The organism is Methylobacterium sp. CCH5-D2 (assembly GCF_001556475.1).
GTDB classification, from domain to species: Bacteria; Pseudomonadota; Alphaproteobacteria; order Rhizobiales; family Beijerinckiaceae; genus Methylobacterium; species Methylobacterium hispanicum.
The window spans coordinates 1-15,930 of record NZ_LSIX01000271.1 but is presented as its reverse complement, the minus strand read 5'-3'; the positions used below and the strand labels follow the sequence as shown (position 1 = coordinate 15,930).

The window sequence follows — 15,930 nt, the reverse complement described above, 5'->3', positions numbered from 1 at the left end:
CCGGGGCAGGACGCCGGACCGCCAGGCTCCGCCGTACCGCCAGGCTCCGCCGTACCGAACGGCTTCGCCGCCGTGCTCGGCTTCGTGGCCGGCTTCGTGGACGCGGCCGGGTTCGTGGCGCTGGCCGGGCTGTTCGCCGCCCACGTCACCGGCAACTTCGTGCTGATCGGCGCGGCGCTCGTCGGCGAGGCGGGCGGCCTCGTGGCCAAGCTCCTGGCGCTGCCCGTCTTCGTGCTCGCGGTCGCGGCCGCCCGCCTCGCCGCCCTCGGGCTCGAGCGGGCCGGACGGCGCCCCCTGCCCTGGCTTCTCGCCGCGGAGGCGCTGCTGCTCGCGGGCTTCGGCGGCGCCGGGGTCGTCCTCTCCCCCTTCGCCGGGGCGGACAGCCCAGGTGCCCTCTTGGTCGGCATGCTGGCGGTCGCCGCGATGGGCGTGCAGAACGCCCTCGGGCGCCTCTGCCTGCCGACCCTTGCGGCCACCACGGTGATGACCGTCAACGTCACCCAGGCGGTGATCGACGCGGTCGACTTCGCGCTGGGCCGTACGGCGGACGCGGCGGCGCGGGCGCGCCTGCGGCGGATCCTGCCGGCCGTGCTCGCCTTCGCGGCCGGGGCGCTCGCGGGCGCCCTCGGGGTCGCCTACGGGGCGTTCTGGTGCGCGATCCTGCCGGTCGTGCTGCTGGCCGGCCTCGCGGCCGCGGCGGCGCGGGGCCTCACACGAGGCGCAGTTCCCCCGGCTTGAGCTTGAGCCGGCGCACCATGTCGCGCGAGAGGCCGCCCACCACCTGCAGGCGGGCGCTCTCCACCGCGTGCTCGCCGAGCGCGGCGAGCGCCTCCGCCTCGGAGGCCGCCACCACGGCGTAGATCCGCGCGGCCTCGCGCCGCTGCGCCACCGCGACGAGGTAGGCTTGGCGTTTGCTCCGCTTCCCCTTGGTCGGCATGGGGCGCCTCAGGCCGGGGCCCGGCGGGGTCTCGGCGGGAGACGTGTACCCGTAGGCGGAGCGCCGCGCACCGCCCGTGCCGCCGCGCCCGCGCGCCCGGAGGCGACGTCCTGCGTCATCCGTGGTCTCCCGCGCCCGTCGCGCAGGGCCAACCGGGCCGCGCATACGCGGTTCCGGCTATGGTTAGCCGGCAGAGCAAAGGCAAGGCGATATTTCGCCTCTCGCCCGACCACCGATTGGGCAATCCGGCGCGGGCGGTTCCGCCCTCCGGCGGCGCCCCAACGGCACGGCCCGCGCCGGGGACTGGCGCGGGAGGCGCTTTCGTGTATGGTGCGCGCGGCCTCGAGCCCGGCGACGGGCGGGGCCTGAAGCCGCTTGGGCTCAACGACCGTGCTGGACGACATCCCGGCACCGGCCCCGCCCAGGCTCATGCAGGCGCGCTGCGTCAAGGCAGCCGCCTCCCGCACATCCCAGAAAGGCCACGCGATGTCGATCACGGCAGAGCGCAAGACCGCGCTCATCAAGGAATACCGCGTCGATCCCAAGGACACCGGCTCGCCGGAGGTCCAGGTGGCGATCCTCACCGAGCGGATCTCGAACCTGACCCAGCACTTCAAGACCCACGGCAAGGACAACCATTCCCGCCGCGGCCTCCTGAAGCTGGTCTCCTCGCGCCGCTCGCTGCTCGACTACGTCAAGCGCAAGGACGAGGCCCGCTACCGCTCGCTGATCGAGCGCCTCGGCATCCGCCGCTAAGGCTCCGTGCGGGGCGCCTCCTTCCCGAGCGGAAGGGTGCCCCGGCCACGGCGGCCTCAGGGCCGCCGCAAGCGCGACCGCGCGCCGCCGCCCGTACGGCGGACCGCCTCCGGTGCGACAGCATCGGAGGTAACCAAGGAAGACCTTCGGGGTGCCGGAATGGGTCCGGCCTCCTGAACACCCGGGGCGACTTCGAGGCGCCATGTGCCGGGGACAGGATCGCGCGTCCCTCCGACGGGAGGGACGCGCAATCTTGCCCCTGGCGGCGCCGGGTTCGCCCACCCGCGGCCGGGAAGGCCCGTCCGCGGGATATGCCAAGGATGAGAGAGACACGCATGTTCGACGTTCAACGCGAAGAGCTGATCTGGGGCGACCGCAAGCTCGTGCTGGAGACCGGCAAGGTCGCCCGCCAGGCGGACGGCGCCGTGATCGCCACCTACGGCGAGACCTCGGTGCTCGCCACCGTCGTCTCGGCCAAGGAGCCGAAGGCCGGCATCGACTTCCTGCCGCTCACCGTGAACTACCAGGAGCGCGCCTACGCCGCCGGCCGCATCCCGGGCGGCTACTTCAAGCGCGAGGGCCGTCCCTCCGAGAAGGAGACGCTGGTCTCCCGCCTGATCGACCGGCCGATCCGCCCGCTCTTCGTCGAGGGCTGGCGCAACGACACCCAGGTCGTCGTCACCGTGCTGACCCACGACCTCGAGAACGATCCCGACATCGTCGCGATGGTGGCGGCGTCCGCCGCGCTCACGCTCTCCGGCGTGCCCTTCATGGGCCCGATCGGCGCGGCCCGCGTCGGCTACGTCAACGGCGGCTACAAGCTGAACCCGCTCGTCACCGAGACCAAGGACGATTCGACCCTCGACCTCGTCGTGGCCGGCACCCAGGACGCCGTCCTGATGGTCGAGTCCGAGGCGAAGGAACTCTCCGAGGACGTGATGCTCGGGGCCGTGATGTTCGGCCACAAGCACTTCCAGCCGGTCATCGAGGCGATCATCCGTCTGGCCGAGAAGGCCGCCAAGGAGCCGCGCAACTTCTCGCCCCCGGAGAACGCCGAGGTCGAGAAGGCGGTGCTGGAGATCTGCGAGGCGGAGCTGCGCGACGCCTACAAGATCACCGTCAAGCAGGACCGCTACGCGGCCGTCGACGCCGTGAAGGCGAAGGTGGTGGCCGCCCTCTGCCCGGCGGACGGCGAGCAGAAGTTCAGCCCTGAGAAAGTCAAGGCCGCCTTCAAGGAGGCCCAGTCGAAGGTCGTTCGCTGGAACGTCCTCGATACGGGCTCGCGCATCGACGGCCGCGACGTGAAGACGGTCCGCTCGATCGTCTCGGAGGTCGGCGTCCTGCCGCGCGCCCACGGCTCGGCGATCTTCACCCGCGGCGAGACGCAGGCGCTGGTCGTGGCGACGCTCGGCACCGGCGAGGACGAGCAGTTCATCGACGCGCTGGAAGGCACCTACAAGGAGCGCTTCCTGCTGCACTACAACTTCCCTCCCTATTCGGTCGGCGAGACCGGCCGCATGGGCTCGCCCGGCCGCCGCGAGATCGGCCACGGCAAGCTCGCCTGGCGCGCGATCCGGCCCGTGCTGCCGCCCGCCCACGAGTTCCCGTACACGATCCGCGTCGTGTCCGAGATCACCGAGTCGAACGGCTCGTCCTCGATGGCCTCCGTCTGCGGCGGCTCGCTCTCGCTGATGGATGCGGGCGTTCCGCTGCGCCGGCCCGTCGCCGGCATCGCCATGGGCCTGATCCTCGAGGGTGAGCGCTTCGCGGTGCTCTCCGACATCCTCGGCGACGAGGACCATCTCGGCGACATGGACTTCAAGGTGGCCGGCACGGACGAGGGCATCACCTCGCTCCAGATGGACATCAAGATCGCGGGCATCACCGAGGAGATCATGAAGATCGCCCTCGCCCAGGCGAAGGACGGCCGCGCCCACATCCTGGCTGAGATGGCCAACGCGCTGACCGCCGCCCGCCCCGAGCTCGGCGAGTACGCGCCGCGCATCGAGACGATGCAGATCCCGACCGACAAGATCCGCGAAGTGATCGGCACGGGCGGCAAGGTGATCCGCGAGATCGTCGAGAAGACCGGCGCCAAGATCAACATCGAGGACACCGGCATCGTGAAGATCGCCTCCGCCGACGGCAAGGCGATCAAGGCGGCCTACAACTGGATCCGCTCGATCGTGGCCGAGGCCGAGGTCGGGGTGATCTACGACGGCACCGTCGTGAAGACGATGGAGTTCGGCGCCTTCGTGAACTTCTTCGGCGCCAAGGACGGCCTCGTCCACATCTCGGAACTCGCCGCCCAGCGCGTCGCCAAGGTGACGGACGTCGTCAAGGAAGGCGACAAGGTGAAGGTGAAGTTCCTCGGTCAGGACGACCGCGGCAAGATCCGCCTCTCGATGAAGGTGGTCGATCAGCAGACCGGCGAGGACCTCACCGAGAAGCTCAAGGCCCAGCGCGACGCCGAGCGGGCCGAGCGCGGCGAGGAGCCGCGTGAGCCCCGCGAGAGCCGCGAGGGCGGCCGCTCCCACCGGGGCGAGCGCCGCCGCGACGCGGGCGAGTAAGCCTCTCCTCACAACTGAATGATTGCGAAGCGCGGCCCTCCGGGGTCGCGTTTTTCATTTGGCGGTTCCTGTTCTCCCGTCACGCTCTCGGATGCGGTTGGGGAGATGACGAATCACGCGCGCTTCCATAATCAGAAGTTGCATAGCTTGGTCTATGCGACGATTGTTCTGGAGGTGGACATGCGGGTCGGGTTCTGGATTTTCGGTTGCTGTCTACTGGTCTCGCCGGCGCAGGCCCTCGACACCAAGGACATCCTCGGCACGTGGCGTCTCGCGACGGCGCAACGGACGATCGTCGATACGGGCGAGGTCGTGGATTCCTACGGCGGCCCGCGGCCGAACGGCTGGATCAACTACGACGCGTCCGGCCGCGTCATGGTCGTGGTGGCCTACCAGGGGCGGGAGAAGCCGGCGGGCGCCGCGCCCACCGACGCCGAGCGCGCGCGGCTGCACCGCTCCTTCTTCGCCTATGCGGGCACCTACACCTTCGACGGGAAGAGCATCACCCACGCCATCGACACGTCTTGGAACGAGGCCTGGACGGGGACGTCCCAGGTGCGCGACGTCGCCTACGCGGACGGCAAGCTGGTCTACACGACGCGCCCCGCGCCGTTCAGCGGCGACGGCAAGGTGAGCGTGGTCACTCTCGTCTGGGAACGGCCGAACTGAGGGATCGCCGCGGGGGCGTGACGGGCCGCTTCCCGGGCGCCCCCGCATCTGCTTGAACGCTCCCGCCGGGGACGAATCGCCGGCAGGGAGGCCAGATATGAGCGAAGACCTCGTCCTCTACACCACGCCCATGTCGCGCGGGCGGATCGCCCGCTGGATGCTGGAGGAGGTCGGTGCGCCCTACCGCGCCGAGATCGTGAGCTTCGGACCCGGCATGAAGGACGCCGCCTTCCGGGCGATCAACCCGATGGGCAAGGTGCCGGCTCTCCGCCACGGTGCCGCGGTCGTGACCGAGACGGCAGCGATCTGCGCCTACCTCGCCGACGCCTTTCCCGAGGCCGGGCTCGCCCCGCCGCCGGGCAGCCGTGAGCGCGCGGCCTATTATCGCTGGCTGTTCTTCGCGGCGGGCCCCGTCGAGGCGGCGGTGACCAACAAGGTCCTGGGCGTCACCGTGCCGGACGATCCGCGCATGCGCGGCATGGTCGGCTACGGCTCGCTGCCCGAGGTGCTGGACGTGCTGGAACAGGCCGTCGCCGGCACCGACTACCTCGCGGGCGAAAGATTCTCGGCGGCCGACCTCTATGTCGGCGCGCATCTCTCCTGGGGCATGGCCTTCGGCACGATCGAGCGGCGGCCGGCCTTCGAGGCCTACACCGCCCGCCTCACCGGGCGCCCCGCCGCCGTGCGGGCGCGGGAGATCGACGACGCTCTGCTCGCCGAGCGGGAGCAGGCCTCCGGCTGAGGCCGGTGGTGCGGCGCGGCACGGTGGCCGGGAACGCGGCCCCGCGCCCCGCGTTCGCCCGGCGATACCCCTTCACGGAGACGAAAGAAGCCCGATGGCGACCCAGATGATCAACGAGATCGCCCACGATATCTTCAGCGGCGAGCCGAACCTCACCACCACGGAGCGGGCCGTCTCGGTGGCGCTCGGCCTCGGCATCGCGGCCGCCGCCGCGCAGCCGCGCCCGAACAAGCTGCTCAGCCTCGCCGCGCTCGTGGTCGGCGTCGGCCTCGCGCTGCGGGGCGCCACCGGCCACTGCGCGATGAAGGCGGCCTCGCAGCGTCTGTAAGGCCTGATCCTCGATCCAGCCTTCGGGGCCCGCCGTGCATCAGCGCGGCGGGCCCTCGTTTTTGGTCACGGTCCGGGCGCAGAACGAGGCCCGTGCCTCTGAAGAGCCTCAGCGCCGAAACAGGCTTGCCGCCAACAAGAAAGGGCGCCCTCGCGGGCGCCCTCCTCCGTCCGACCCGGCTGTGCTGATCAGTAGGTCGAGGTGCGGCTGCTGCGGGTGGCGATGAAGCCGTAGATCGCCAGCACGATCACCGCGCCCACGATGGCGCCGATGAAGCCCGCGCCCTGGTTCGGTCCGTACCAGCCCACCGCCTGGCCGATGAAGGTGGCCACGAAGGCGCCGACGATGCCCAGGATCGTGGTGAGGATGAAGCCCGCGGGCTCCTTGTCGCCCGGCATGATGAACTTGGCGATGACGCCGGCCAGGAAGCCGATGATGATGGTCCAGAGAATTTCCATGGCAAACCCCTGCGCGTAGGTGCGAATGTCCACTGAACGCATCAGCGGGGCGGCAGGTTGCCGCGGAAAGCTTGGGCGGACGGATTTTTCGTACCGGAAGCTTTCGGCGCTTCGCCGGGGCCGGTCCGGGCTGCCCGCGCTCGCCGCCGCCGATAGGGATTGGCAGGCTTGGGCGCTGCCGATAGTGCTGGCCGCCGCAACGGAATGGGGAGTGGTGTGATGACGATCGAGCGGGTCGAGCCGGGCAAGCGCATGTCGCAGGCGGTGGCCTACGGGGAGACGGTCTACCTCGCGGGCCAAGTCGCGGCCGACACGGTGGGCACCGGCGTCACCGCGCAGACCCAGCAGATCCTCGGGCAGATCGACCGTCTGCTCAACGCGACCGGCAGCGACAAGGAGCGCATCCTCTCGGCCACCGTCTACCTCGCCGACATCGCGACCTTCGCCGAGATGAACGCCGCCTGGGACGCCTGGGTCTCCACGGAGAACCCGCCGGCCCGCGCCACCGTCGAGGCGAAGCTCGCCGGGCCCGAGTATCTCGTCGAGATCGTCGTCGTCGCGGCGCGGACCCGGTGAGCGGCCGGCTCCTCCGCCGCGCCCTGCTGGGCGCGGCCCTCGGCGGGCTCGCCCTTCTGGGCGGCGCCCGGGCGGAGGAGCGCGTCGTCAACATCTACAACTGGTCGGACTACATCGACCCGAAGGTTCTGGAGGCCTTCACCCGGGAGACCGGGATCAAGGTCGTCTACGACACCTACGACAACAACGAGATCCTGGAGACGAAGCTGCTCGCCGGCCGCTCCGGCTACGACGTGGTGGTGCCCTCCGGGCCCTTCCTGCAGCGGCTGATCCGGGCCGGCGCCTTCCGGCCCCTCGACAAGACGAAGTTGCGCAATCTCGGCAACGTCTGGCCCGAGATCGCCGGGCGGCTCGCCGCCTACGACCCCGGCAACGCCTACGCCGTCGATTACATGTGGGGCACCACCGGCATCGGCTACAATCTGGGCGCGGTGCGCGAGCGCCTCGGCGCGAACGCCGCCCTCAACTCGTGGAGCGTCGTGCTCAACCCGACCTCGGCCAACAAGCTGAAGGAGTGCGGGATTATGATGCTCGACAGCCCCGAGGACCTGATCCCCGCGATGCTGCCCTTCTACGGGCTGAAGAGCGACACCCGGCGCTGGGACGACATGACCCAGGTCACGGACGCGCTCTACAAGGTCCGCGGCGCGGTGCGGAAGTTCCACTCCTCCGAGTACATCCAGGCGCTGGCCAACGGCGACCTCTGCGTCGCGGTCGGCTACTCGGGCGACGTGATGCAGGCGAGGAAGCGGGCGGACGAGGCCAAGACCGGCGTCGAGATCGGCTACGTCGTGCCGAAGGAAGGCTCGATCATGTGGTTCGACGCCTTCGCGATCCCGAAGGACGCGCCGCACGCGGCCGAGGCCCACGCCTTCATCGACTACATGCTGCGCGCCGACGTGGCGGCGGCCAACAGCAACTTCGTCTCCTACGCGAGCGGCGTGCTGCCCGCGAAGGCGCTCGTGAAGCCCGAGATCCTGAACAACCCGGGCATCTACCCGGACGAGGCGACGATGCAGCGGCTCTCGGTGAACACCGCCTGGGACGACCGGACGCAGCGCTTCATCACCCGGCTCTGGACGCGGGTGCGGACCGGGCGGTGATCGCCGCATTCCCCCTCTCCCGCAGAGGGGCGAGGGAGGGCCGCGCGCTCACCAAAATCCCTCCCCTCCCCGGCGCGATCGTGTAAGACGGCCGCCATGACTGCGCATTCGAACCGCGACGCGAAGGAACGGCCCCGCGTCGCCGTCACCGGCATCGGGCTCGTCACCTCGCTCGGCCAGGGCCAGGCCGACAACTGGGCGGCGCTGACCGCCGGGCGCTCGGGGATCCACGCGATCCGGCGCTTCCCCACCGATACCTTGCGCACCCGCATCGCCGGCACCGTCGACTTCCTCGACACCGAGCCGCTGGTCGCCCCCCTCCTCTCCGAGCGCTTCGCCGCGGAGGCCGCCGAGGAGGCGGTGGCGCAGGCCGGCATCGGCCGGCGGGGCGACTTCCCCGGTGCCCTGTTCATTGCCGTGCCGCCGGTCGAGATGGAGTGGCCACAGCGGCAGGCACTGGCCGAGGCGTCGGGCCAGAACGGCGAGGTCAGCTACGCGGGTCTCCAGGCGGCCGCCGCCACGCGCCGCTTCGACCCCTGGCACGACCTCTTCATCTTCGGCACCGTGGCCGAGCGCATCGCCGAGCGCTTCGGCACCAAGGGCTCGCCGATCTCGCTCTCGACCGCCTGCTCGTCGGGCGCCACCGCGATCCAGCTCGGCGTCGAGGCGATCCGGCGGGGCGAGACGCGGGCCGCGCTCTGCATCGGCACGGACGGCTCGGTGAACCCGGAATCGCTGATCCGCTTCTCGCTGCTCTCGGCCCTCTCGACCCAGAACGACCCGCCTTCGGCCGCCTCCAAGCCCTTCTCGAAGAACCGCGACGGCTTCGTCATGGGCGAGGGCGCCGCCGCCCTGGTGCTGGAGGACGCGGACGCGGCCCTCGCCCGCGGCGCGACCATCCTCGGCTACGTGCTGGGCTGCGGCGAGAAGGGCGACGGCTTCCACCGTACCCGCTCGAGCCCCGACGGGGCGCCGGTCGTCGCGGCGATCCGGGCGAGCCTGGAGGATGCCGGCCTGTCCCCGGAGGACATCGACACGGTCAACGCCCACGGCACCTCGACGCCGGAGAACGACAAGATGGAGGCGCTCGGCCTCGTCGCGGTGCTCGGCGAGCGCGCGGGCCAGGTACCCGTCACCTCGAACAAGTCGATGATCGGCCACACCCTGACCGCGGCCGGGGCGATCGAGGCGGCGTTCTCGCTCCTGACCATCCGGCACGGGCGCATCCCGCCCACCATCAACCACGCGGTGCCCGACCCCGCGATCCCGCTCGACATCGTGGGGCAGGCCCGGGACGTGCCCGTCTCGCGCGTCCTGTCGAACTCCTTCGGCTTCGGCGGGCAGAACACCTGCCTGATCCTCGGGGCCGAGCCCGCATGAGCGCCGGGATGAGACGCGTCCTCGTCACGGGGGGCGCGGCCGGCCTCGGCGCCGCGATCGTGCGGGCGCTGGCGCAGGCCGGCCACGGGGTCGACTTCACCTACCGCGCCTCCGGCTCCGAGGCCGAGGCGCTGCTGGCGGAGCTGCGGGGGGCGCATCCGGGCGCGGCCTTCGAGGCGCACGCCCTCGATCTCGGCGACCGGGCGGCGCTCGACGCCTTCTGCGCGGCGGCGGAGGAGCGGGGCTATTACGGCCTCGTCCACAATGCGGGCCAGTCGGCGGACGCGCTCGCGCTGATGCTCGACCAGGACCGGCTGGAGGCCGCCATGCAGGTGAACTTCACCTCGCTGACCCGGCTCGCCAAGGCGCTGACGCGCGGCATGATCCGGGCGCGGACGGGCCGCGTCGTGGCGATCGGCTCGGTCGCGGCGCTCAGGGCGAATGCCGGCAACGCGGCCTACGCCGCCACCAAGGGCGCGCTGATCGCCTATTGCCGCACGCTGGCGATCGAGTCGGCGAAGCGCGGCGTCACCGTCAACGTGATCGCGCCGGGCTTCGTGGATACGCGGATGATGGCGCCCTACGCGGCGCATCGCGCGGGCATGGAGCGCCAGATCCCGGCCGGCCGCTTCGCCGACCCGGCGGAGGTCGCCGCGCTCGTCCGCTTCCTGATGGAGGACGCGGCCGGCTACATCACGGGCGCCGTCCTGCCGGTCGATGGCGGCCTCACCGCCATGATGGGCGTGCACCGCGCCTGAGACGCCGCCGATGCGCCCCCTCCTCCTCGCCGTCCTCGCCGGCTCCCTCGCCGCCCCTGCCGCGGCCGACCCTCAGGCCTACCGGGTCGAGGGACTGCCCCGCGGCGAGGCCCTGAGCGTCCGGGCCGAGCCCGATCCCGCCGCCGAGCGCGTCGGCGAGGTCCGCGGCCGGGTGCTGGTCTTCGGCTGCACCAACGAGACGCCGAGCCGCACCACGTGGTGCCGCGTCAAGGACGGCCGCACGCTCGGCTGGGCGAGGCGGCGCTACCTCGCGCCCGAATAACCGCGCCTTGATCGGGACATAGGCTGTCCCTAAGGCGCCGACGTGCCCCTCATCGGAGAGGGCCGTGCCACCCTATCGGGCCGTCGGAGCCCCGGGAACGATCGATGCGAGCCCTGCAACTCTTCGGCGACCGCGACCTGCGCCTGACCGACGTGGCGGACGCCCCCGCCCCCGGGCCCGGCGAGGTGCGGGTGCGGGTGCGCGCGGTCGGCCTCAACTTCATCGACGTCTGGGGTTTTCGCGGGATGGCCTTCGCCAAGCGCCGGCTCCCGCTGACGGTGGGCGCCGAGGCGGCCGGCGAGATCGCCGCGCTCGGCGAAGGCGTCACCGGCCTGCGAGAGGGCGATCCCGTGGCCCTCTACGGGGCGAAGACCTGCGGGCATTGCCGGGCTTGCCGGGAGGGCCGCGACAACCTCTGCGAGGATGTGGGCGGCGTCTACGGCTTCCATATCGACGGCTTCGCGAGCGAGTTCGTCACCGTGCCGGCCCGGCTCGTGGTGAAGGCGCCCGCGGGCGTGAGCTTCACCGACGCGGCCTGCGCAGGGATCGCCTTCGGCACCGTGCAGCACATGCTGTTCGACAACGCGCGGCTCGAGCCCGGCGAGAGCATCCTCGTGCATGCCGGCGGCTCGGGCATCGGCACCAGCGCGATCAAGATGGCCAAAGCGCTTCAGTGCACGGTGTTCACCACGGTCGGCGACGACCGCAAGGGCGCGATGGCGGGCGAGCTCGGCGCCGACCACGTCATCAACTACCGCGAGGAGCGCTTCGAGGGCGAGGTGCGGCGGCTGACGAAGCGGAAAGGCGTCGATGTGGTCTTCGAGCATGTTGGGCCCGACACCTGGAACGGCTCGCTGCTCTGCCTGAAGCGCGGCGGTCGGCTCGTCACCTGCGGCTCGACCTCGGGCGTCTCCACCACCATGAACCTGATGCAGCTGTTCCAGCAGCAGTACCGCATCACCGGCTCGTTCGGCTGCCGCATCGAGAACATCCGGCAATCGCTGGACAAGATGGCGACCGGCATCACGCCGGTGATCGACACGGTCTATCCGCTCGGCGACTTCGCGGCGGGGTTGGAGCGGCTCGAGTCACGTCAGGTCTTCGGCAAGATCCTGGTGAGCCTCTGAATGCTTCCCCTGCTCACGCGGAAATGATCTAAGGCGCTTGAATCGCGGCATCCCGGCTCCGGCCCTGCCCGCCGCCGGAGCCCGAACCGCTTGCTGCGTCTCGCCCTCGTCCTGAAGCGCTCGTTCCCGCGGCTCGCGGGCTACGCGATGCTGCCCCTGATCGCGGCCGTGTTCCGCCTCGCCCGCGGGCTCGGCCCCGAGCGGGCCGGCGCCTGGGGGGCGGCGCTCCTGCGCGGGATCGGCCCGTGGCTGCCCGCGCACCGGACCATGCTGGCGAACCTGCGCGCGGCCTATCCGGACCTCCCGGAGGCCGAGCGCCGGGCGATCGCGGCCCAGGCCTGGGACAATCTCGGCCGCACGGGGGCCGAGTACGCCCATCTCGACACGCTGTTCAGCTTCGATCCGGACGATCCCGCCACCCAGCGCATGGAGGTGGTGGGGCTGGAGCACTTCTACGCCCTGCGGGACGACGGAAAGCCCGGCCTGATCTTCTCGGCCCATCTCGGCAACTGGGAGCTGCCCGCGATCGCGGCGGCGAAGTTCGACCTGGAGGCGACCGCGGTGTTCCGGGCGCCGAACAACCCGGCGGCGGCCCGGCTCGTCCAGGCGGTGCGGCAGAAGACCATGGGGGGGCTGGCCGCCTCCGGCCCCGGCGCCGCCTTCGCGATGCAGGGCGTGGTGGAGCGCGGCGGCCATCTCGGCCAGCTCATCGACCAGCACTTCACCCGCGGCGTGGTGGTGACGTTCTTCGGGCAACCCTGCCTCGCCAACCCGCTGCTCGCCAAGCTCGCCCGGAACACCGAGTGCCCGGTCCACGGCGCCCGGGTGGTGCGGCTGCCCGGCGGCCGCTACCGCCTCGAACTGACCCCGCCCCTCGACCTGCCCCGGGCCGCGGACGGCACCGTCGACGTGCCGGGCGCCATGCAGGCGATGACGGCGGTGGTGGAGGGCTGGGTGCGCGAGAATCCCGGCCAGTGGCTCTGGATGCACCGGCGCTGGCGCCCCGCGATGCTGCCGGCCGGTCGCGCGCCGGCCCGCGCCGACGCTCTCAAGCCAACGTGATTTCCCTCGGCACGTCCGCCGGCGCTGTGATGCGATGATGGTTCCGGTTCCCCGACCCGTCACCCGACCTGCCGCCCGGCTCGGCGCCGCGCTCCTCGCCCTGGCGGGGCCTTGCGCCGCGCCCGTCCGCGCCGAGCCGGTTCATGCGGAGGCGGTCCGTGCGGAGCCTGTCCGTGCGGAGCCTCTGCGGGCGGTGGTCGAGCTGTTCACCAGCCAGGGCTGCGCCGCCTGCCGCGGGGCCGACCCGGTGTTCCGGGACCTCGCGGGCCGGCCCGGCATCGTGGCGCTCACCCTGCCGGTGACCTACTGGGACTATCTCGGCTGGAAGGACACGCTGGCCCAGAAGCCCTTCACCGAGCGCCAGCACGCCTATGCGGGCCCGCACGGCATCCGGCAGGTCTTCACGCCGCAGGCCATCGTCAACGGTGCCGCCTCCGTGGTGGCCTCCGACCGGGCCGGGCTGGAGCGCGCCCTGGCGCGCGAGGCGGTCCAGCCCGGCGGCCTGTCGGTGCCGGTCCGCGGCGAGGAGCGCGGCGACCGCATCGTGATCGATGTCGGGGCGGGCGGCCAGCGGGGCGAGGTCTGGCTCCTCTCCGTGCTGCGCCGCCGCCCGGTCGCGATCGAGCGCGGGGAGAATCGGGGCCGCACGGCGACCTACCTCAACGTGGTGCGCGGCATACAGCGGGTCGGGCCGTGGAGCGGTCAGCCGGTCCATTACGAGGTGCCGCTGCCGAGCGCCCGCGCGGCCGACGCCGATGCCTGGGTCGTCGTGCTGCAGGGGGCGAGCAACGGCAAGCCGGGCCGGATCTGGGGCGCCGCGAAGGGGCCGGGGCTGTGAGGGGGCCGCGAGGCCCGCGCGACCCGTGACGGGACGCCCGGCCCGTGAGATGCTGACGGCCCGCTCCCCCGATCCCCGTCCCGAGAAGTCCCGATGTCCCTCTACGCGCTCGACGGCCACGCCCCGATCCTCGCCGATGCCAGCGTCTGGGTCGCGCCGGGCGCGCACGTCATCGGGCAGGTGCATCTCGGAGCGGGGGCGAGCGTCTGGTTCGGCGCGGTGCTGCGCGGCGACAACGAGCCGATGCGGGTGGGTGCGGGCAGCAACATCCAGGACGGGGCGGTGCTGCACTCCGATCCCGGCTTCCCCCTCACGATCGGCGAGGGCGTCACCGTCGGGCACCGGGCGATCGTGCACGGCTGCACCGTCGGCGACGGCACCCTGATCGGCATGGGCGCCACGATCCTCAACGGGGCGCGGATCGGCCGCGGCTGCATCGTCGGCGCCAACGCCCTGGTGAAGGAGGGGGCGGAGTTTCCCGACGGCAGCCTGATCGTCGGCATGCCGGCGAGGGCCGTGCGCAGCCTCGGCGAGGCGGGCGCCGCGGATCTGCGCCGGCTGGCCGAGCACTACGTCGCCAACGCCCGCCGCTTCGCCGCGGGGCTCGTGCGCCAGGACTAGCGCCGTTCCCGATCGGGTTGCCATCGGGCCGATCGGGTTGCCATCGGGCCCGATCGGGTTGCCATCGGGAACGGCTCCAACCTCTTGTATGAACGCGCTCCCTTGCGCCGAACCGGCGTCCGCTTCGGCGCAAGAGCGCTCCAGGCGGCGGACGCGAGGAGCCCCCGCCTCCGCCCCGGTCGTCCCGTTCTCAGGCGAACCAGCCGCTCTGGACGGAGCTTGCCGCGACGCCGTCGAGTTGCACGGTCCCGCCGCCGGACAGGAGCAGGATCGTGCTGCCGTTGCTGTCGAAGGCGGTGGCCGTCTGGCCGTTCAGGGCGATGCGGTCGCCCTCGCCCGCGTTGAAGTCGGTGATCCGGTCGGCGCCGCTGTTCTGGCCGAAGGTCGCGCCGGCGAACACGAACCGGTCCGCGCCGGCGCCGCCCGTGAGGATGTCGTCACCGAGGTTGCCGAAGAGCGTGTCGGCGCCTGCCCCGCCGTTCAGCACGTCGTTGCCCTGGCCGCCGAAGATCCGGTCGTCCCCGGCGCCGCCGCGCAGGATGTCGTCCTGCATGTTCCCGTAGATGATCTGCGCGTCGCTGAAGGCGGAGTAATCGACCAGATCGTTGCCCTGGCCGGCGTACACCGTGTCGCGCCCCAGGGAACCCGCGACCGTGTCGTTGCCCTGGTTGCCGTAGATCAGGTCGTCGCCCTGGCCGCCGTTGAGGTAATCGTTGCCGAAGCGGCCGAACAGCGTGTCGTTGCCCCGGTTGCCGTAGATCATGTCGCTGCCGTCGCCGCCGTCGAGCACGTCGTTGCCGTCGCCGCCGTCGAGCACGTCGTTGCCGTCGCCGCCGTTGATCCGGTCGTCGCCGCCGCCGCCGACGAGCAGGTCGTTCCCAACCAGGCCGTTGATCAGGTCGCCGACGGCCGACCCGAGCTGCAGGTTGACGCCGGCATCGACGGTGAGCGTGTTGCCCTCCGGGGTGAGCAGGCTGGTGAGCCCGTTGACCGTATCGGCGACCGGCAGGTTCTCCAGGACGCCGACGTCCAGGACGGTGTTGCTCGTGTTGCTGTTGGTCCCGACGCTGACGAGATCCAGGATTTTCGTGCCGCCGAGAAGATTTCCCGGCAGGCCAAGATTGATGAGTGCCACTGCTGTCTCCTCCTTGAGCCTGTACAGTGACTAGGTAGGTCGGGATCCTGGCGGGGGTGGAGATGGATTTCGGGAAAGCACCTTTCCATTTCTGGGCGATCCGGTTCGATGCGCTCTCGAACACGGATTGCCGTGGGAAAAATTCGATCCGGATACTGCCTAACGGAAGCTTTCCAAGATGCACGACGCAGCCGTGGGGCGGCTCCCCGTCCGCCCGGCCGCCCCCGTATCGCGTCCTGCCGGATACGAGGGGATGCGACAGCCGGGGCTTCGCGTCCGTGGACATCGAGCGGCCTGAAGGTCCGCGCGTTGCATGTCTACGCCGAGGGGGCCATCGCGGCCGCAGGATACGGCGCGGCCTGATCGGATCCGGGGCGTGTTCCGGGGCCCACGTCGGACGAGCGCCGCCCCGCGTAGAACGCTTGACGGCAGATTGTCGGCGACGCAGTAAATATCTTCTCCATAAAAACGGTTCGGGAGGATATTTCGCGTGTTCGAGTCGAGAAGCCTGCATCGACGACGCTTCCTCGCCGGCACGGCCGCGGGGGCCATCGGCGCCGCGTCGTCCGTGTCCTGCGTGTCCGCCG

Annotated in this window: 18 protein-coding genes; 15 read left to right on the top strand and 3 right to left on the bottom strand. The window is 71.5% G+C overall.

The features are described 5' to 3' along the window. Window positions 1-72 precede the first annotated feature (72 nt). Window positions 73-738 (top strand): DUF1275 family protein, encoded by a 666-nt coding sequence (locus AX737_RS07445; protein WP_066920257.1) that lies wholly within the window; start codon window positions 73-75, stop codon window positions 736-738. Here the strand turns inward: AX737_RS07445 and AX737_RS07440 are convergent. Next, entirely contained in the window at window positions 710-937 is a 228-nt protein-coding gene (locus AX737_RS07440; RefSeq protein WP_066920255.1) for a hypothetical protein, read from the bottom strand. The two genes, AX737_RS07445 and AX737_RS07440, sit on opposite strands and share 29 nt — an antisense overlap. A 486-nt stretch (window positions 938-1,423) precedes the next feature. On the opposite strand from AX737_RS07440, the gene rpsO reads away from it, so the two are divergent. The 5 genes from rpsO (at window position 1,424) to AX737_RS07415 (ending at window position 6,002) form a co-directional block, all read left to right on the top strand. After that, a complete protein-coding gene (gene rpsO / locus AX737_RS07435) occupies window positions 1,424-1,693 on the top strand; it encodes a 30S ribosomal protein S15 (protein WP_066920265.1) in 270 nt (89 codons plus the stop codon). Window positions 1,694-2,028: 335 nt separating this feature from the next. Then, on the top strand, window positions 2,029-4,263 hold the full coding sequence (pnp, locus tag AX737_RS07430) for a polyribonucleotide nucleotidyltransferase (protein WP_066920253.1): 2,235 nt from the start codon (window positions 2,029-2,031) through the stop codon (window positions 4,261-4,263). Between the two features lie 180 nt (window positions 4,264-4,443). Beyond that, on the top strand, window positions 4,444-4,932 hold the full coding sequence (locus AX737_RS07425; protein ID WP_066920252.1) for a lipocalin-like domain-containing protein: 489 nt from the start codon (window positions 4,444-4,446) through the stop codon (window positions 4,930-4,932). A gap of 97 nt (window positions 4,933-5,029) precedes the next feature. After that, a complete protein-coding gene (locus tag AX737_RS07420) occupies window positions 5,030-5,674 on the top strand; it encodes a glutathione S-transferase family protein (RefSeq protein WP_066920250.1) in 645 nt (214 codons plus the stop codon). A gap of 106 nt (window positions 5,675-5,780) precedes the next feature. Continuing rightward, window positions 5,781-6,002 (top strand): YgaP-like transmembrane domain, encoded by a 222-nt coding sequence (locus tag AX737_RS07415; protein ID WP_066920263.1) that lies wholly within the window; start codon window positions 5,781-5,783, stop codon window positions 6,000-6,002. Between the two features lie 188 nt (window positions 6,003-6,190). Here the strand turns inward: AX737_RS07415 and AX737_RS07410 are convergent, their stop codons facing one another. Next, window positions 6,191-6,460 (bottom strand): GlsB/YeaQ/YmgE family stress response membrane protein, encoded by a 270-nt coding sequence (locus AX737_RS07410; protein WP_066920248.1) that lies wholly within the window; start codon window positions 6,458-6,460, stop codon window positions 6,191-6,193. A gap of 219 nt (window positions 6,461-6,679) precedes the next feature. Between AX737_RS07410 and AX737_RS07405 the strand changes: the two genes are divergently transcribed. The 9 genes from AX737_RS07405 to AX737_RS07365 all read left to right on the top strand — a co-directional run bounded on the left by AX737_RS07405 (window position 6,680) and on the right by AX737_RS07365 (window position 14,208). Continuing rightward, window positions 6,680-7,036: a RidA family protein gene (locus tag AX737_RS07405; protein WP_066920259.1), complete on the top strand. Its 357-nt coding sequence runs from the start codon at window positions 6,680-6,682 to the stop codon at window positions 7,034-7,036. A 23-nt stretch (window positions 7,037-7,059) separates the two neighbouring features. Next, the gene (locus AX737_RS07400) at window positions 7,060-8,139 is read left to right on the top strand and encodes a polyamine ABC transporter substrate-binding protein (protein ID WP_066920261.1); all 1,080 of its coding nucleotides are present in this window, start codon (window positions 7,060-7,062) and stop codon (window positions 8,137-8,139) included. A gap of 96 nt (window positions 8,140-8,235) precedes the next feature. Then, entirely contained in the window at window positions 8,236-9,519 is a 1,284-nt protein-coding gene (locus tag AX737_RS07395) for a beta-ketoacyl-ACP synthase (RefSeq protein ID WP_066920246.1), read from the top strand. Beyond that, window positions 9,516-10,277 (top strand): SDR family oxidoreductase, encoded by a 762-nt coding sequence (locus AX737_RS07390; RefSeq protein WP_066920245.1) that lies wholly within the window; start codon window positions 9,516-9,518, stop codon window positions 10,275-10,277. Before AX737_RS07395 ends, AX737_RS07390 begins: the two co-directional genes overlap by 4 nt. A gap of 10 nt (window positions 10,278-10,287) precedes the next feature. Continuing rightward, window positions 10,288-10,560, top strand: coding sequence for an SH3 domain-containing protein (locus AX737_RS07385; RefSeq protein ID WP_066920244.1), 273 nt, complete (start codon window positions 10,288-10,290; stop codon window positions 10,558-10,560). Window positions 10,561-10,664: 104 nt separating this feature from the next. Continuing rightward, window positions 10,665-11,687 carry a zinc-binding dehydrogenase gene (locus AX737_RS07380; RefSeq protein WP_066920243.1) on the top strand — a complete coding sequence of 341 codons (1,023 nt, stop codon included), beginning with the start codon at window positions 10,665-10,667 and terminating at the stop codon, window positions 11,685-11,687. Between the two features lie 90 nt (window positions 11,688-11,777). After that, a complete protein-coding gene (locus AX737_RS07375) occupies window positions 11,778-12,749 on the top strand; it encodes a lipid A biosynthesis lauroyl acyltransferase (protein ID WP_066920242.1) in 972 nt (323 codons plus the stop codon). 193 nt (window positions 12,750-12,942) lie between these two features. Further along, the gene (locus AX737_RS07370; protein ID WP_245293406.1) at window positions 12,943-13,587 is read left to right on the top strand and encodes a DUF1223 domain-containing protein; all 645 of its coding nucleotides are present in this window, start codon (window positions 12,943-12,945) and stop codon (window positions 13,585-13,587) included. Between the two features lie 93 nt (window positions 13,588-13,680). Continuing rightward, complete coding sequence (locus tag AX737_RS07365; protein ID WP_066920241.1) at window positions 13,681-14,208, top strand: gamma carbonic anhydrase family protein; 528 nt, start codon at window positions 13,681-13,683, stop codon at window positions 14,206-14,208. 190 nt (window positions 14,209-14,398) lie between these two features. Here the strand turns inward: AX737_RS07365 and AX737_RS07360 are convergent, their stop codons facing one another. Next, a complete protein-coding gene (locus AX737_RS07360) occupies window positions 14,399-15,343 on the bottom strand; it encodes a calcium-binding protein (RefSeq protein ID WP_066920240.1) in 945 nt (314 codons plus the stop codon). Window positions 15,344-15,930: the final 587 nt, after the last annotated feature.